The following is a 16,883-nucleotide window of genomic DNA, read 5'->3' on the forward strand; positions in this document are numbered from 1 at the left end:
CTGGGATGCACTTCAGGGCAACTCATCCGGATGAGCCAACTCCCCCGTCCAGCGGCTCGGGACCACCGCCCCGCGCCCCGTCTCATCCGACCCCGCCCTGCGCGGGGTCCTCCTCGCACACCGCCGTGCCGTCACGGTCGCCTCCCACAAGGACCCCCGTGGCGGGCGGCACGGAGAAGGAGCACCCCCAGTGAAAGCCCACACCGCGCTCGGGGCCCCGGCGGTAGCCGCCGGCCTCGTCGTGGCGCTGCTCACGCCGGTCGGCGCGAGCGCGCAAGCCCCAGCCCCCCGCCGTCCCGACCCGCGGGCGGTCGCCGCGGCCGCCGCCGACCGGATGGTCGCCGCCCGGCCCGCGGCGTTCCGCCGCGCCGCCCCCGACAAGATCATCCGCCGTGGCGTGACGTCCGGCGCGGGCGGCCTGCAGTACGTCCGCTACGACCGCACCTACCGCGGGCTGCCGGTGTACGGCGGCGACTTCGTGGTCGTCACCAACTCCACCGGCGCCGTGCTCGGCACCTCGGTCGCCCAGCGCCAGAAGCTGGCGGTCTCCACCACCGCCAAGGTCTCGGCGGCGCGGGCCGCCGCGACGTCCAAGGCGCGGCTGACCAAGGTGGACGAGGCGTCCGCGCCGCGGCTGACCGTGCTCGCCGAGGGCGCGGGCCGGCTGGTGTACGAGACGGTCGTCACCGGCACGCTGAAGAAGGCGCCCGCCAAGCTGCACGTGTACGTCGACGCCGCCACCGGCAAGGTCGTCCAGCAGTGGAACGAGGTGACCGACGCCGCCGACGACCAGAGCAACTACAACGGCACCGTCGACCTCAGCACCGCCGCGACGTCGATGAGCGACCCCGCCCGCTCGGGCATCCGCTGCGGCGGGCAGAGCGGCACCACCTTCACCGGGCCCGACAGCGCCTGGGGCAACGGCAGCGGCACCGACCTGGAGACCGCCTGCGTCGACGCCCTGTTCGCGGTCCAGAAGGAATGGGACATGCTCGGCTCGTGGCTGTCGCGCAGCGGCATCGACGGCAGCGGCGGCGGGTTCCCCGCCCGGGTCGGCCTGAACGACGTCAACGCCTACTGGAACGGCAGCTACACCAACTTCGGCCACAACCAGGCCGGGACCAAGCAGGCCACGTCCATCGACGTCGTCGCGCACGAGTTCGGGCACGCCATCTTCCAGACCACGCCGGGCGGCTCCAGCGGCGGCAACGGCAACGAGAAGGGCGGGATGAACGAGTCCACCGGGGACATCTTCGGTGCGCTCACCGAGCACTACGCCAACGAGCCGGCCGCCTACGACCCGCCGGACTACCTGGTCGGCGAGGAGGTCGACCTGGTCGGCTCGGGCCCGATCCGCAACATGTACGACCCCTCGGCGCTCGGCGACCCCAACTGCTACTCCTCCTCGATCCCGAGCACCGAGGTGCACGCGGCGGCCGGTCCGCAGAACCACTGGTTCTACCTGCTGGCCGAGGGCTCGAACCCGGGCAACGGCAAGCCGTCCAGCCCGACCTGCAACAACTCCACCGTCACCGGCATCGGCATCCAGAAGGCCGGCCAGATCTTCATGGGCGGGCTGAACCGCAAGGTCACCGCCTGGAGCCACGCGCGGGCGCGGCTGGAGACGGTGAACGAGGCCGTCCAGCGGTTCCCGGGGTCGGCCACCGAGTGCAACGCGGTCAAGGCGGCGTGGAGCGCGGTGAACGTCCCGGCGCAGGCCGGCGAGCCGGCGTGCGGGACGCAGCAGAACGACTTCTCGCTGTCGCTCAGCCCCACCTCGGGCAGCGCCCAGCCGGGCGGCTCGGTCACCGCGACCGTGAGCACCCAGACGACCGGCGGCAGCGCGCAGCAGGTGGCGCTGTCGGCGACCAGCTCGCCGGGCGGCCCGACGGTCACGTTCTCCCCCGCGACCATCACCTCGGGGCAGTCGTCCACGATGACGGTGAGCGTGCCCGCGGGCACCGCGAACGGCACCTACACCATCACCGTCCTCGGTGACGGCGCGAGCGCCGACCGCACCGCGACCTACACGCTGACGGTCGGCGGCACCGGCGGCGGCACGGTCTACTCCGCCGACTTCGAGACCGACCCGGGCTGGACGGTCAACCCGGGCGGCACCGACACCGCGGCCACCGGCAAGTTCGAGGTGGGCGTCCCGCAGCCGACGAGCTACAGCGGCACCAACCTGCAGCTCGCCGCGGCGGGCGGCACCCGTGACCTGGTGACCGGCGCCTCCGCGGGGACCAGCGCGGGCGACAACGACATCGACGGCGGCACCACCAGTGCCCAGTCGCCCTCGATCACCCTCCCGTCCGGGACGCTGACGCTGTCGTTCTCCTGGTACCTGGGGCACCTGAACAACGCCTCGTCCGACGACTACCTGCGGGTGCGGGTCGTCGGGCCGAACGGGACCACGACGGTGCTGAACCAGGCCGCCTCGGCCGTCAACCGGTCCGCCGCGTGGCAGACCGCGACGGTGAACGTGTCCTCCTTCGCCGGGCAGTCCGTCCGGATCGTGGTGGACGCGGCCGACGCGGGCGGTGGCAGCCTCGTCGAGGCGGGTATCGACAACGTGAAGATCACCAAGTCCTGATCGCCCTCTGACGGTCCGGGGCGGGCGCCTCTCTCCCCTCCAGGCGCCCGCCCCGGCCCGTCCCGTACGCGGAGGAACCATGAGATCTCGCATCTTTGCGGCGGCAGGGGCGGCCGTCCTGCTCGCCTGCACCGCCCATCCGGCGACGGCCGCGCCCGGCCCGCGGGCCGCTGCCGCCGCCGCGCCCGACATCTCGCTCGCCAACGTCAAGGCCCACCTGGCGCAACTGCAGACGATCGCCAACAACAACGGCGGCAACCGCGCGCACGGCAGGCCGGGCAACAAGGCGTCGGTCGACTACGTCAAGGCCAAGCTCGACGCCGCCGGCTACGTCACGACCGTCCAGACCTTCACCTCCAGCGGCGCCACCGGCTACAACCTGATCGCCGACTGGCCCGGCGGCGACCCCGACCGGGTCCTGATGACCGGCGCGCACCTGGACAGCGTGACCGCCGGCCCCGGCATCAACGACAACGGCTCGGGGTCGGCGGCGATCCTGGAGACCGCGCTCGTGGTCGCCCAGCAGAACCTCAAGCCCGACAAGCACCTGCGCTTCGCCTGGTGGGGCGCCGAGGAGCTCGGCCTGGTCGGCTCGAACTACTACACCAACAACCTGCCGTCGGCCGAGCGCTCCAAGATCAAGGGCTACCTGAACTACGACATGGTCGGGTCGCCCAACCCCGGCTACTTCGCCTACGACGGCGACGGCTCCAGCGGCAGCGGCGGCCCGGCCGGCTCGGCGGAGATCGAGAAGGTGCAGCGCGACTACTTCGCCTCGATCAACGTCCCGGTGCAGGACACCGCGTTCGACGGCCGCTCGGACTACGGCGGCTTCATCCGGTACGGCATCCCGGCGGGCGGCCTGTTCACCGGCGCCGAGGAGTACAAGACCAGCGCGCAGGCGCAGCTGTGGGGCGGCCAGGCCGGCACCGCGTTCGACCGGTGCTACCACAGCTCGTGCGACACCACCGCGAACATCAACGACACCGCGCTGGACCGCAACTCCGACGCGATCGCCTACTCGGTGTGGACGCTCGCGGGCACCCCGGCTCCGCCCGGCGAGACCGTCTACGCCGACGACCTGGAGACCGACAAGGGCTGGACGGCGAATCCGGCCGGCACCGACACCGCGGCCACCGGCAAGTTCGAGCGCGGCGTCCCGCAGGCGACGAGCTACAGCGGCACCAACCTGCAGCTCGCCGCGGCCGGGGGCACGCGCACGCTGGTGACCGGGGCGTCCGGCGGGACCAGCGCGGGTGACAACGACATCGACGGCGGCACCACCAGCATCCAGTCGGCGCCCATCACGCTGCCGACCGGGACGCTGACGCTGTCGTTCTCCTGGTACCTGGGGCACCTGAACAACGCCTCGTCCGACGACTACCTGCGGGTTCGGGTCGTCGGGCCGAACGGGACCACCACCGTCCTCAACCAGCCCGGCGCGGCCACCAACCGGTCCGCGAGCTGGCAGACCGCGACGGCGAACGTGTCCTCCTTCGCCGGGCAGTCCGTCCGGATCCTGGTGGACGCCGCCGACGCGGGCGGTGGCAGCCTCATCGAGGCCGGCATCGACAACATCAAGATCACCAAGTCCTGAGTCCGCCCAGGACAACCCGGCTTTTCAGTAATTCAAGGCAGCGGGCTGCGAGGTGTGAAAATCCAGAGCGAGCTGGATTCATTGACTCCTCCCGGCCGCCAGGATGCACTGCTGGCGAACGGTGCGGGGCCGCTGTCCCCGCACCGGACCCCCGCGGATGCGGCCGACCCTCCACCGGCCGCATCCGCGCGGCCGGGCCTCACCGGCCCCCACGCTCCCCCTGGAGCCGCCCCCCGCCGGGCCCCCGGTGCGCTCCCCGCGCAGCACCGGGGGCCCACGGCTTCACCGGCGCGTTCTGTCGGTGGCGCGGGTCACAATGGCGGCATGTGCCGCAGCATCAAGACGCTCCGCCCGCCCTACGCCGACGACGTCACCGACGACGACGTCCGCGCCGCCGCGCTCCAGTACGTCCGCAAGATCTCGGGGTTCCGCGCCCCGGCCGCGCACAACGCCGAGGCGTTCGAGCGCGCCGTCGCCGAGATCGCGCGCAGCACCGCCGAGCTCCTGGACGTCCTGCAGGTCAGGGGCCGTCCCGGCTAGTTGTGACAGGTCTGGCCGGGCAGCACCAGCGCGACCTGGTCCACGGTCTTGCCGCCCTCGCCGAGGACGAAGTCGTACTCGGCCTTGGGGTTGTCGGGCACCTTCGCCGCCATCACGTTCGCCTTCTTGGCGACCTTGGGGAACGCCTGCTTCAGCTCGGCGAGGGTCGAGCCGTTGCCGATGCCCTGCGGGGTGCGCATCTCCTCGGTCGAGAAGATCGAGCTGACGCCGAGCTTGGCCGAGACGTAGCCGCCGACCGCGCCCTTGGCGGGCGGCGCCGCCTTCAGGTCGAACGCGGTGCAGCCGCCGGCGGCCTTCTTCACCGTGATCAGGCCGGTCGCCTTGGCCTGGTCGAGGGACATGCCGAGCTTCAGCGCGCCGTAGCCGTCGGGGCCGAGCGCGGTCGCCGTCGGCGGGCCGTCGGAGGGGGCGTCGCTCGGGCCGGGGGCGGCGTTCTTGTCGTCCGGCCGCTCGGTGGGCGCGGCGGTCGCGGTCACGTCGCCCTCGCTCTTCTTGGCGGCGGGCTTCTTCTTGTCGTCGCCGCCGCAGCCGGTGAGCACCAGCGAGCCGGCGACCAGCGTGGCCGCGACGCCCAGCAGTTCGCGTCTCAATATCTCTCCCAAAATCGATCAAGTACCGTCCCGGTCAGACGGGAACGGTACTTGATCGGTTCAGGCCCGCGACGGCGGTACCGGATTACCCGGCGGCGACCAGCTCGGCGATCTGCACGGCGTTCAGCGCCGCGCCCTTGCGCAGGTTGTCGCCCGAGGCGAACAGCGCGAGGCCGTTGTCGACGGTCTCGTCGCGGCGGATGCGGCCGACGAAGGTCGGGTCCTGCCCGGCGGCGCGCAGCGGCGTCGGGACGTCGGCCAGCACCACACCGGGGGCGCCGGTCAGCAGCTCGGTGGCCCGCTCGGGGTCGATCGGCCGCGCGAACCGGGCGTTGATCTGCAGCGAGTGGCCGGTGAACACCGGCACCCGCACGCAGGTGCCCGACACCTTCAGGTCCGGGATCTCCAGGATCTTGCGGCTCTCGTTGCGCAGCTTCTGCTCCTCGTCGGTCTCGGCGCGGCCGTCGGCCACGATCGAGCCGGCCATCGGCAGCACGTTGAACGCGATCGGCGCGACGTACACCTTGGGGTCGGGGAACTCCACCGCGGACCCGTCGTGGGTGAGCGCGCCCGCGCCGTCCACCACCGCGCGGGCCTGCCCGTGCAGCTCGGCCACGCCGGCCAGGCCGCTGCCCGACACCGCCTGGTAGGTGGCGACCACCAGGGCGGTCAGCCCGGCCTCCTCGTGCAGCGGGCGCAGCACCGGCATCGCGGCCATCGTGGTGCAGTTGGGGTTGGCGATGATCCCCTTGGGCCGCTGCGCGGCGGCGTGCGGGTTGACCTCGGCGACGACCAGCGGGACCTCGGGGTCCATCCGCCAGCCGGACGAGTTGTCGATCACCACGGCGCCGGCCGCGGCGACCTTGGGCGCCAGCTCCAGCGAGGTCGTCTTGCCCGCCGAGAAGATCACGATGTCCAGGCCGCGGTAGTCGGCGGTCGCGGCGTCCTCGATGGTGATCTCGGCGCCGGCCCAGGGCAGCGTGCGTCCGGCCGACCGGGCGGAGGCGAACAGCCGCAGCTCCTCGACCGGGAATCCGCGCTCGGCCAGGATCCCGCGCACGACCCCGCCGACCTGTCCGGTGGCTCCGACGATCCCGATTCTCATGCCGCTCCCTTGCTCAACGCTCGACCTGGGCAGACCGAGTCTGCCGAGGCCAGTGTACGAACGTCCAGTCAGTAACCCTTGCCCCCGCCGTTAAGCACCGCTTCACCCCGCGGGGACCGCGGCCCGGCGTTCCCCGTGCGGGGGCGCCGGGCCGTCCGGCGGCGGGTCAGCGGAAGGCGTCCAGGCCGGTGATGGCCTTGCCGAGGGTGAGCAGGTGGACCTCCTGGGTGCCCTCGTAGGTGAGGACGCTCTCCAGGTTGTTCATGTGGCGGATCACCGGATACTCCAGCGTGATGCCGTTGGCGCCGAGGATCGTGCGGGCCTGGCGGGCGACGTCCAGGGCGGCGCGGACGTTGGCCAGCTTGCCGAACGACACCTGCTGCGGGGTGACCGTCCCCTCGTCCTTCAGCCGGCCGACGTGCAGCGCGGTCAGGCCCGCCTGGCCGAGGGCGACCTCCATCCAGGCCAGCTTCTCCTGGGTGAGCTGGAACGCGCCGATGGGCTTGCCGAACTGCTCGCGGGTGGTGGCGTACTCCACGGCCGCCTCGTAGCAGGCGCGGCCCGCGCCGACCGCGCCCCACAGGATGCCGTAGCGGGCCTCCGACAGGCAGCCGAGCGGGCCCTTCAGGCCCGTCGCGTCCGGCAGGACGGCGTCCGCGGGCAGCCGCACGTCGTCCAGGGAGAGCTCGGAGGTCACCGACGCCCGCAGCGACATCTTCCGGTGGATGTCGCGGGCGGTGAAGCCGGGGGTGCCGGCCGGGACGACGAAGCCGCGGATGCCCTCGTCGGTCCTGGCCCACACCACCGCGACGTCGGCGACCGAGCCGTTGGTGATCCACATCTTGGCGCCGTTCAGCACCCAGTCGGACCCGTCGCGGCGGGCCCGGGTGAGCATGTCGCCGGGGTCGGAGCCGCGGTCGGGCTCGGTGAGGCCGAAGCAGCCGATGGCCTCGCCCGACGCCAGCCGCGGCAGCCACTGCCGCTTCTGCTCCTCGGAGCCGTACTTGCGGATCGCGGCCATGGCGAGCGAGCCCTGCACCGACACGAAGCTGCGCAGCCCCGAGTCGGCCGCCTCCAGCTCCCGGCAGGCGACGCCGTAGGCGACCGCGCTCGTCCCGGCGCAGCCGTAGCCGTCCAGGTGCATGCCGAGCAGGCCGAGCTTGCCGAGTTCGGGCGCCAGCTCGCGGGCGGGGAAGACGCCCTCCTCGAACCAGCCGGCGATCCGCGGCGCGATCCGCTCGGCGACGAACGCCCGCACCGTGTCGCGGATCATCCGCTCCTCGCCGGTGAGCCGGTCGTCGACGCGCAGCACGTCCATGAGGGGTCCTCTCTGCGGGCGGGTCTGGTCCGCCGCCAGGGTACGCCGGGGCGGTTCAGGGGTCGTCTCAGGGACGACTCAGGGGCGTACCCGATGGGAAAAGCCCTCCTGGCTGGGCATGATCGGGGCATGGACTTCGACAAGGACACCACCGCCGCACCCGCCAAGCAGTTCCGCCGCACCCGCGACGGCCGCATGATCGCCGGTGTCTGCGCCGGCACCGGCCGGTACTTCGACATCGACCCCAACATCGTCCGCCTCGCCCTGGCGGTCTTCTCCCTGTTCGGCGGCTCGGGCCTCGCGCTGTACGCGATCGCCTGGCTGCTGCTGCCCGAGGAGGGCGCCGAGACCTCGGTCGGCGAGGAGATGTTCAAGAAGGCGAGCGCGAACCCCGGCGTCCAGGACACCGTGCAGAAGGCCAAGGACGCGCTGGCCAAGGCGACGCGCTAGGACTGGGCGGCCTCGGCCGCCGGGGCCTGCTCGGGTGCGCGCATCCCCGCGATGACCTCGCCGCGCACCTGGTTCCAGTGCAGGGTGAGCGCCGCCGCCACCGACAGGCCGAGCGCCCCGGCGAGCGCGACGGCGGTCTCGGGGCCGAGCAGCTGGGCGACGGCGCCCGCGGCCAGGATGCCGAGGCCCTGGCCGGCCAGGATGCCCGACTGGGCCAGCCCGAACGCCTGCCCGCGCCCGGCGGGCGGGACCGCCGCGACGAACGCCGCGTTCGCCGCGAGCTGGTAGGCGCTGCCGACGCCCGACAGCGCCCACAGCGCGAGCACCGCCCACAGCGGCGGGTGCGTCCCGGCGACGATCAGCGGCGCGCAGGCCAGCATCGCCATCCAGCCCATCGCGCGGATCCGGTTGCTCGGCCGGACGAACCGGCTGAACAGGAACGCGCCGAGCACCATGCCCGTCGGCATCGCCGACATCAGCAGCCCGACGGTGACCGCGCTGCCGCCGAACGACGCCGCGTACGGCGCGGCCAGCCCCTCGGGGATCACATAGAACGCGCACAGCCACGCGAACGCCACCAGCGAGCGCAGCACCGGGTCGCCGAAGACCAGCCGGGCGCCGTCGCGGGTGCCGCGCCACAGGCCGGGCGCGTCGCGGCCCGGCCGCCGGGGCGCCGGGCGGGCGCGCACCCCGGCGACCAGGATCAGCGCGGACGCGCCGAACGTCACCGCGTCCAGCGCGAGGGCCTCGTACTCGCCGACCAGCGTGACGATCGCGCCGCCGACCACGAAGCCGAGCATCTGGGTGGCCTGGTGGGTGATGTTGTTGATCGCCGCGCCGGCCACGTAGCGGTCGCCGTCCAGCACGTCGGGCAGGATCGCCGCGCGCGCGGCGCTGAACGGCGCGCCGAGCAGCACGGTGAAGAAGATCATGACGCACAGCGACCAGAACGGCAGCGCCCGCAGCGCCATCGCGGCGACCAGCAGGGCCCGCACGATGTCGCACACGACCATGACGGTGCGCCGCGGGAACAGGTCGGCCAGCCCCGACAGCACCGGCCCCCCGACGATCGGCGGCAGGTAGGTCAGCGCGTAGGTGAGCGCGGTGAGCAGCGCCGAGCCGGTGTGGGAGTAGACCAGGACCGCGAGCGCGATCTGGGCGAGCTGGTCGCCGACGAACGACAATGCCTGCGCCAGCCAGAGCGCGCGGAACTCGCCCACCGCGAACACCTCGCGATAGGTGGCCTGCGCTTCCGGCGGACGCCGGTGCCGCCCGTTCTGCCTCCCCGCCACGCGCGCTCCCCGTCCGTGGACCCCCGGCCGTGTCCCCCTTCTATTAACTCACGCTGTGTGGCAATCGTGTGACCTACCGTACCTCTTGTCCGGAATCCGTCGCGTGCCGCTCAGTAGCCGAGCCGGTGCAGCCGGTCATCATCGATGCCGAAATGGTGGGCGATCTCGTGCACCACGGTGATCCGCACCTCTTCCACCACGTCTTCGGGCGTTTCGCAGATTCGCAGGATCTCGTCGCGGTAGATGGAGATGTGATCGGGCAGGACGCCCGCGTACCAGTCACCGCGCTCGGTGAGGGGTACGCCCTCATAAAGGCCGAGCAGGCCGCGCTCGGGCGCGTGGTCCTCCACCACGATGACCACGTTGCGCATGTGGCCGGCCAGCTCGGGCGGGATGGTGTCCAGGGCCTGGCCGACCAGGTCCTCGAAGTCGTCTCGCGACATCTCGATCACGGCTCCCATTCTGCGCGACCGAAGGAGGAATCTTGCTCGACCGGACCAGGAAGCGGCTCACCGGCCCCCGGGCCCGTCTCGGCTACCGGGTCCTGGCGGTGGTCGCGGTCGGCCTGCTCGGCGGCCTGGCCGGCCTCCTGCTCGGCGGCCGGGTGGACACCCCCGTCGGCCCGAGCGACGTCACGCTGTCGCTGCGGCCGTCCTGGACGGGCGGCACCCAGGTGCGGATCCCGCCGCTCGGCTCGCTGCGGCTGGACACCCACACCGGGCCGATCGCGCTGCAGGCGCAGCTGTCGGAGCTGCACCTCGGCCCGACCCGCGCGCTGATCGAGAAGCCCGCCGAGATGGACCGGCTCACCGAGCAGGTCACCACCGAGCTGTGGCACGGCATCGTCCAGATGATGGTCCGCGCGGTCGCCCTCGCCCTCGCCGCCGCCTTCCTGGCCGGCCTGACGGTCTTCCGGTCCTGGCGGCGCGCCCTGCTGAGCGCCGGCACCGCCCTCGCCGGGATGCTCGCGGTGTCCCTCACCGCGTGGCTGACGTTCAACGCCAACGCGCTCGCCGAGCCCCGCTACACCGGGCTGCTGGCCAACGCGCCGCAGGTCGTCGGCGACACCCGCAACGTCGTGGAGCGGTTCACCGCCTACCGGGCGCAGCTGGCCCACCTGGTCGGGAACGTGTCCCGGCTGTACGCGGCGACGTCGACGCTGCCGGCCTACGAGCCCGACCCGTCCACGCTGCGGGTGCTGCACGTGTCCGACATCCACCTGAACCCGGCGGCGTGGAACGTGATCCGCTCGGTCGGCGCCCAGTTCCAGGTCGACATGATCATCGACACCGGCGACCTGATGGACCACGGCACCCGGGCCGAGGACGCCTTCGCCAAGGACATCTCCTCGCTGAAGGTCCCCTACGTCTACATCCGCGGCAACCACGACTCCCGGGGCACGCAGGCGGCCGTCGCGCGCCAGAAGAACGCGATCGTCCTGGACGACGCCACCCGCGCGGTCGAGGGCCTGCGGATCTACGGCGTCGGCGACCCGCGCTACACCCCCGACAAGAAGACCCGCGGCGACGACGTGACGGTCGAGCAGATGCACGCCACCGGCGTCGGCCTGGCCGACAGGCTGCGCGCGTCCGGCACCGCCCCGGACGTGATCGCCGTCCACGACCCCGCCGAGGCGCAGGCGTTCACCGGCCGGGCACCGCTGATCCTGGCGGGCCACGCCCACAAGCGCGACACCAAGCTCCTGCCGACCGGTTCCCGCCTGTTCGTACAGGGTTCCACCGGCGGCGCGGGCGCCCGAGGCCTGGAGCACGAGGAGCCCACCCCGATCGAGCTGTCGGTCCTGTACTTCAGCCGCGCCACGCACCGCCTGCAGGGCTGGGACGACCTGCGGCTCGGCGGCCTCGGCCTCACCTCGGCCCAGATCGAACGGCACCTGGAGCCGAAGCCGGACCGCCCGGTCACCCCGCCGGAGCAGCCGGGCCCGTCGCCCCAGCAGCAGACGCCCTCGACCACCCCCGCGACCAGCGCGTCTCCGTCGCGCGACCGCCCAGGGGGATAACCGATTGCACGTCCGACCAGGTTGTCCCCTATGCTGGGCAGGGTCAGCGGTAGATTTCGCCGCTGCCCGGGCCCCCTTCGTCTAGCGGCCTAGGACGCCGCCCTTTCAAGGCGGTAGCGCCGGTTCGAATCCGGTAGGGGGTACCTCGGAAACCAGGGCGTGTCCCGCTTCGCGCGGGGCGCGCCCTGGCTCGTTCCCGGCCGGTCAGACCAGGGCGGGCTGCTCGCTGAGGATGCGGTGCCGCACCCGCTCGACCTCCTCCGACGGGGCCAGGCCGAGCTCCTTCTCCAGCAGCGCCCGCAGGTCGCGGTACACCTGCAGCGCCTCGCCGCGCCGGCCGCAGTCGGCGAGCGCGGCCATCAGCCGGCCGTGGAACCACTCGTTGAGCGGGTGGCGGACGGTCAGCGACCGCAGCTCCCCGACCAGCTCCCGGCTGCGGCCGAGCGCGAAGCCGGCCTGGACCGACAGCTCCAGCGCCCGGGTCCGCTGCTCCTCCAGGCGGACGGCGTGGGCGTCCAGGTGCCGGCCCTTGGCGACGTCGGCGAGGGCGGGGCCGGTCCACAGGTCCAGGGCCCGGCGCAGCAGCGGCGCGGCCTCGGCCGGGCGGCCGCGCTCCAGCATCGCGCGGGCGGTGTGCACGGACGTCTCGAACACCTCGGCGTCCAGCTCGCCGGGCTCGACCACGAACAGGTAGCCGGGCGGGCGGGTCACCAGCCGGTGCCCGGAGCCCAGGTCGCCGTCCCGGGCGAAGGCCTTGCGGAGCTGGTAGATGTAGGTCTGCGCCGTGGTGACCGCGCTGCGGGGTGAGGCGTCCCCCCACAGTTCGTCGATGAGCGCGTCGATGTGCACCACCTGGTTGCCGCGCAGCAGCAGCAGCGCGAGCACCTGGCGCACCTTGGCGGGGGTGGGGGTGCGGTCCCGGGGGCCGCACCGGACCTGGGTGCCGCCCAGCACCTTGAATTCCGGCATCGTCCCTCCATTCCTGTCCATTTCAAGGACCTGAGGGAAATCTATGCCGCCGCCGCTGCCTCCTCAATGGTGCTCAATCCATGGTTATGCCGAGTGCATCGGAAGTTGTATCCCCGTCGCCGCGGCGCCGGCGCGGCTAGGATCATTTCCCACGGAAAGCCCTGACTCTCGACAGCCCGCCATGGGCGATCTACAGTCAGGGCCGCAGCGGAGGCACCTTTGGGGGCGGAGCCGGTGGCCGCAGAGAGTGGACCGGGGCCCGACCCCCGTGACGTGCTGTTCGCCGCCCTGCTCCGCGAGTCCTGCGGGGAGCTGGCCGGGGAGTTCGGGCGGGCGCTGCTGGAGCTGGGCGGCTTCTTCGCGTCGTCGGCCGAGGCGCGGCGGCAGGCGCAGGGCCAGCTGGAACGGGCCGTCGGCGACACCGCGGACGCGCTGAGCGGCCGCCGCGGCGAGCCGCCGGGGATGGAGCTCAGCTGGGAGATCGGCATGGACCGGGCCCGGCAGCGCATCCCGCAGGCCGAGTCGCTGGCCGCCGCCGGGGTGCTGCACCGCACCGTCGCCGGCTGGGCGCTGGCGCGGGCCGAGGCGGACGAGCGGCTGCGCGGGTATTCACTGAACCGGTTCCTCGCCGAGTTCGGCGATGCCCTGATCCGCCGGGTCGCCGAGGCGCACACCTGGTACGCCGGCCACCTGCTGAACGAGATCCACCACGCGCACCGCGCCGAGCGGGCGCGGATCGCCCGGGACCTGCACGACCAGGTCGGCCACGCGGTGGTCGAGGCCAGGCTCGGCTTCGCGGCCTGCCGGGCGCTGCGCGAGGCCGACCCGGAGCGGGCCGAGCGCGAGCTCGCCCGCCTCGGCGGCCTGCTGGACGCCGCGCTCGCGGCGGTCCACACGATGATCGGGGACCTGCGCACGGAGGTGGCCGACCTCGGCCGGGCGCTGAAGGCGCTGGCCGCCGACGCGTCCCGGAGCGGGGCCGCCGTGAACGTGGAGGTCAACGGCGACGAGGGCCTGCTGCCGCCGCAGGCGCGCACCGAGGTCTTCCTCATCCTGCGCGAGGCGGTGCTGAACGCGGTCCGGCACGCCGCCGCCGCGGCGATCAGCGTGGTGGTGGACGTGGCGCCGTCCCAGCTCAGCGCCGTCGTGGACGACGACGGCCGCGGCATCGGCCCGGAGCGGCCGGCGGCGCCGGGGGGCCACGGGATCGCGGGCATGCGCGAGCGCGCGGCGCTGCTGGACGGCGGCCTCACCGTCGCGCGCCGCCGGGGCGGCGGCACCCGGGTGACGCTGCTGGTCCCGCTGGCCGTGCGGGCGGGCGAATGATCAGCCTGGTGCTGGTGGACGACCACGCGCTGCTGCTGGACGGGCTGCGCGGGATGTTCGAGGCGCAGGACGGCATCGAGATCGCCGGCACGGCCGGGGACAGCGCGGGCGCGCTGGAGCTGGTGGCGCGGGCCCGCCCGGACGTGCTGCTGCTGGACGTGTCCATCGTCGGGGCGCCGGTCACCGAGACCGTCGCGGCGGTCCGCCGCATCTCGCCGCAGACCCGGATCGTGGTGCTCAGCATGCAGGACGACCCGCGGCTGGTCACCGAGCTGATCGCGCTCGGCGTCTCGGGCTACCTGCTGAAGAGCGCGGGCTGGGAGGAGCTGCTGGCCGCGGTGCGGATGCCGCGCGGGCACGAGGACCGGCTGCTGCTGTCGGTCTCCCGGCGCAGCCTGCTGGAGCTCGGCGGGTCCGCCGCCGCGCCGCCGGGGCCGCTGTCCAAGCGGGAGACCGAGATCCTGATGCTGACCGCGGCCGGGCTCAGCAACATCCAGATCGGTTCCAAGCTGGGGCTGACCGAGGCGACCGTCAAGCGCCACCTGCACAACGTCTTCGGCAAGCTCGGCGCCGCGTCGCGGATCGAGGCGGTCAACCGGGCCAAGGAGCTGCGGCTGATCCCCGCCGGAACGCGCCCCAGGCCGGGCTGAGCGGTTCTCGAGCGAGGCTCGAAGACCCTGGGATGAACTCGGTTCAAAGCCCCCCGGCGCCGAGGAGCAGACGACGACATGGACGTCCTGGCCCTGTCAGAGATCGGCCTGAACGACGCGCCGCGCACCGGCCGCAAGGCGGCCGTGCTCGGTGAGCTGCTGAAGGCTGGCCACGCGATACCCGAGGCATGGGTCGTCACCGCGGACGCGCTGGAGGCGGCGTTCGGCCCCGGCGCGTCCCCCAGCCGGGCGGCGGCGCTGCGCGACCGGCTCGGCGAGGTGCTGGCCGCGCTCGGCGGCCGGGCCGTGGCGGTGCGCTCGTCCGGTGTCGCCGAGGACCTGCCCGGCATGTCGTACGCGGGCCAGTACGAGTCGTTCCTGAACCGGCGCGGCGTGGCCGAGGTGTTCGAGGCCGTCCGCGCGTGCTGGGCGTCGGGTTCCAGCGAGCGCGTCGCCGCCTACCGGGGCGACGCGGCCGGCGGCGGCGTCGCCGTGCTGGTGCAGGTCATGGTGGACGCCGAGATCGCCGGCGCCGCGTTCAGCGTCAACGTGGTGACGCACGACCCGGGCGAGGTCGTGGTGAGCGCGGTGCGCGGGCTCGGCGAGCGGCTCATGGCCGGGCAGGCCACCGCCGAGGAGTGGGCGGTGCGCGACGGCGAGCCGCGCCGGACCTCGGGCGGGCGGGAGGTCGCCGCGCCCGCGCAGATCCGCCGGGTCGCCGAGCTGGCCCGGTCGGTGGCCTCGCACTTCGGCACCCCGCAGGACATCGAGTGGGCGTTCCACGGCGGGCGGCTCTGGCTGCTGCAGGCGCGGCCCGTCACCGGCCTGCCGGACGCGCCGGTGCCGCACGTGCCGATCCCGGTCCAGGAGCCGCCGGGCACCTCGATGCGCGCCCCCGGCTTCGACCGGCCGTGGACGCCGTTCGTCCGCTCGGTGTTCCTGCCGGTGTTCACCGAGGCCGCCCCGCACGTGTTCGCGTTCACCACCGGGATGCGGCCCCGGCCCGTCGTCATCGGCGGCTGGCCCTACGTCAACTACCGGCCCGACACCGCCGGACAGCTCGCCGCGCGGCTGGAGGAGATCGCGGTGCGGGTCGCGGACGGGGAGCCGCGGCGGCTGGTCGAACGCTGGCACGGCGAGTGGAAGGCCGGCACCGCCGCGCGGATCGCCGACCTGCGCGCCGCCGACCTGCCCCGGCTGTCCGACAAGGCGCTCGCCGCGCACCTGGACGCGCTGCGCGAGGCGTTCGCCGTCCTGCACGACCGGTACTTCCGGCTGAGCGGCGCCTCCGCCCACCTGCTCGGGCGGCTCGGCAGCACCTGCGCGGAGCTGCTCGGCTGGGAGCCCGCACGGGTGCTGGAGCTGCGCGGCGGCCTCACCGGCGACCACGTCCCGGCGACCGCGGGCCTCGGCGACCTGGCCCGCCTCGCCGGCACCCCGGAGTTCGAGGCGGCCTTCGCCCGCTACGTCGCCGGCTACGGGCACCGCACGACCGGCTTCACCCTCACCGAGCCGACGCTCGCCGAGCAGCCCGAGGTGCTGCGCGGGATGATCCGCGCGCAGCTGGACGCCCCCTACGACCTGGCCGCCGAGCGGGCCCGGCTCGCCGCCCGCCGCGACGCGGCCGTGGCGGCGGCCCGCGCGGCGCTCGCCGGCCGGCCCGGCCGCGACCGGTTCGAGTCGGCCCTGGCGGACGCGGAGCTGAGCGCCCCGGTCCGCGACGAGAAGTCCTTCTACGCGGTGTCACTGTGGGCGCTGCTGCGCTACGCGGCGCTGGAGGCCGGGACCCGGCTCGCCGCGCGCGGCGCGCTCGCCACCCGCGACGACGTGCTGTTCCTGGAGTACGAGGAGGTCCTGGCGGCGCTGGACGGGTCGCCGCCCTCCTTCGACACCGTCGCGCGGCGGCGCGGCCGGCACGCCTGGGCGCTGGCCCACCCGGGCCCGCCGCTGTACGGGGACCCGCCCGCCCCCTACCCGGACATGCCGCCGCTCTCCCCCGCCGCGCAGGCCGTCATGAGGATCTCCGAGTGGACGATGGGGATCTTCGGCGCCGGCGCCCGCGCCGCCCGCCGGGACGGCGACGCCCTGCACGGCGTCGCCGCGTCCGCCGGCCGCTACACCGGCACCGCCCGCGTCATCACCGGCGTCGCGCAGTTCGGCGGGCTGCGCGCCGGCGAGGTCCTGGTCTGCCCCGAGACGACCGCCCAGTGGGCGGTGCTGTTCCCGCTGGCCGGTGCCCTGGTCACCGACCGCGGCAGCCTGCTGTCCCACCCGGCGGTCATCGCCCGCGAGTACGGGGTGCCCGCGGTCGTCGCCACCGGCACCGCCACGTCCTTCTTCCGCGACGGCGACCTGCTCGTGGTCGACGGCGACACCGGCACCGTCCGGCGCGCCCCGTCCCCGCTCACCTAG

At 73.8% G+C, this 16,883-nt stretch carries 14 protein-coding genes and 1 tRNA gene; 9 read left to right on the forward strand and 6 right to left on the reverse strand.

What is annotated here, in order from left to right:
• The first annotated feature begins 190 nt into the window (after positions 1-190).
• From ACRB68_RS13075 to ACRB68_RS13085, 3 genes are all read left to right on the forward strand, one after another.
• On the forward strand, positions 191-2,593 hold the full coding sequence (locus tag ACRB68_RS13075) for a M4 family metallopeptidase (protein ID WP_407924288.1): 2,403 nt from the start codon (positions 191-193) through the stop codon (positions 2,591-2,593).
• Positions 2,594-2,672: 79 nt separating this feature from the next.
• On the forward strand, positions 2,673-4,190 hold the full coding sequence (locus tag ACRB68_RS13080) for a M28 family metallopeptidase (protein ID WP_153532777.1): 1,518 nt from the start codon (positions 2,673-2,675) through the stop codon (positions 4,188-4,190).
• Between the two features lie 324 nt (positions 4,191-4,514).
• A complete protein-coding gene (locus ACRB68_RS13085; protein WP_153532778.1) occupies positions 4,515-4,730 on the forward strand; it encodes a DUF2277 domain-containing protein in 216 nt (71 codons plus the stop codon).
• Here the strand turns inward: ACRB68_RS13085 and ACRB68_RS13090 are convergent.
• The 3 genes from ACRB68_RS13090 to ACRB68_RS13100 all read right to left on the reverse strand — a co-directional run bounded on the left by ACRB68_RS13090 (position 4,727) and on the right by ACRB68_RS13100 (position 7,764).
• Positions 4,727-5,341, reverse strand: a complete 615-nt coding sequence (locus ACRB68_RS13090; protein WP_153532779.1) for a hypothetical protein — start codon at positions 5,339-5,341, stop codon at positions 4,727-4,729. The genes ACRB68_RS13085 and ACRB68_RS13090 overlap by 4 nt on opposite strands.
• 85 nt (positions 5,342-5,426) lie before the next feature.
• On the reverse strand, positions 5,427-6,446 hold the full coding sequence (locus tag ACRB68_RS13095) for an aspartate-semialdehyde dehydrogenase (RefSeq protein ID WP_153532780.1): 1,020 nt from the start codon (positions 6,444-6,446) through the stop codon (positions 5,427-5,429).
• A 166-nt stretch (positions 6,447-6,612) separates the two neighbouring features.
• Positions 6,613-7,764 (reverse strand): acyl-CoA dehydrogenase family protein, encoded by a 1,152-nt coding sequence (locus ACRB68_RS13100; protein ID WP_153532781.1) that lies wholly within the window; start codon positions 7,762-7,764, stop codon positions 6,613-6,615.
• A gap of 129 nt (positions 7,765-7,893) precedes the next feature.
• Here ACRB68_RS13100 and ACRB68_RS13105 point away from each other — a divergent pair, with 129 nt between their 5' ends.
• Positions 7,894-8,214, forward strand: a complete 321-nt coding sequence (locus tag ACRB68_RS13105; protein ID WP_153532782.1) for a PspC domain-containing protein — start codon at positions 7,894-7,896, stop codon at positions 8,212-8,214.
• Here ACRB68_RS13105 and ACRB68_RS13110 read toward each other — a convergent pair.
• On the reverse strand, positions 8,211-9,506 hold the full coding sequence (locus ACRB68_RS13110) for an MFS transporter (RefSeq protein WP_328594141.1): 1,296 nt from the start codon (positions 9,504-9,506) through the stop codon (positions 8,211-8,213). The two genes, ACRB68_RS13105 and ACRB68_RS13110, sit on opposite strands and share 4 nt — an antisense overlap.
• Before the next feature lie 110 nt (positions 9,507-9,616).
• Complete coding sequence (locus ACRB68_RS13115; protein WP_153532783.1) at positions 9,617-9,967, reverse strand: metallopeptidase family protein; 351 nt, start codon at positions 9,965-9,967, stop codon at positions 9,617-9,619.
• A 23-nt stretch (positions 9,968-9,990) separates the two neighbouring features.
• Between ACRB68_RS13115 and ACRB68_RS13120 the strand changes: the two genes are divergently transcribed.
• A complete protein-coding gene (locus ACRB68_RS13120; RefSeq protein WP_153532784.1) occupies positions 9,991-11,526 on the forward strand; it encodes a metallophosphoesterase family protein in 1,536 nt (511 codons plus the stop codon).
• 70 nt (positions 11,527-11,596) lie between these two features.
• Positions 11,597-11,669 (forward strand) — tRNA-Glu (locus ACRB68_RS13125).
• A 61-nt stretch (positions 11,670-11,730) separates the two neighbouring features.
• Here the strand turns inward: ACRB68_RS13125 and ACRB68_RS13130 are convergent.
• Positions 11,731-12,495, reverse strand: a complete 765-nt coding sequence (locus ACRB68_RS13130) for an AfsR/SARP family transcriptional regulator (protein ID WP_153532785.1) — start codon at positions 12,493-12,495, stop codon at positions 11,731-11,733.
• 234 nt (positions 12,496-12,729) lie between these two features.
• Here ACRB68_RS13130 and ACRB68_RS13135 point away from each other — a divergent pair, with 234 nt between their 5' ends.
• The 3 genes from ACRB68_RS13135 to ACRB68_RS13145 all read left to right on the forward strand — a co-directional run bounded on the left by ACRB68_RS13135 (position 12,730) and on the right by ACRB68_RS13145 (position 16,883).
• Positions 12,730-13,821, forward strand: coding sequence for a sensor histidine kinase (locus ACRB68_RS13135; RefSeq protein ID WP_153532786.1), 1,092 nt, complete (start codon positions 12,730-12,732; stop codon positions 13,819-13,821).
• Positions 13,818-14,471: a response regulator transcription factor gene (locus tag ACRB68_RS13140; RefSeq protein WP_153532787.1), complete on the forward strand. Its 654-nt coding sequence runs from the start codon at positions 13,818-13,820 to the stop codon at positions 14,469-14,471. The genes ACRB68_RS13135 and ACRB68_RS13140 overlap by 4 nt, the downstream gene beginning before the upstream one ends.
• A gap of 78 nt (positions 14,472-14,549) precedes the next feature.
• Positions 14,550-16,883, forward strand: coding sequence for a PEP/pyruvate-binding domain-containing protein (locus ACRB68_RS13145; RefSeq protein ID WP_153532788.1), 2,334 nt, complete (start codon positions 14,550-14,552; stop codon positions 16,881-16,883).

This window comes from Actinomadura macrotermitis (assembly GCF_009604375.1).
Taxonomy (GTDB): Bacteria; Actinomycetota; Actinomycetes; order Streptosporangiales; family Streptosporangiaceae; genus Spirillospora; species Spirillospora macrotermitis.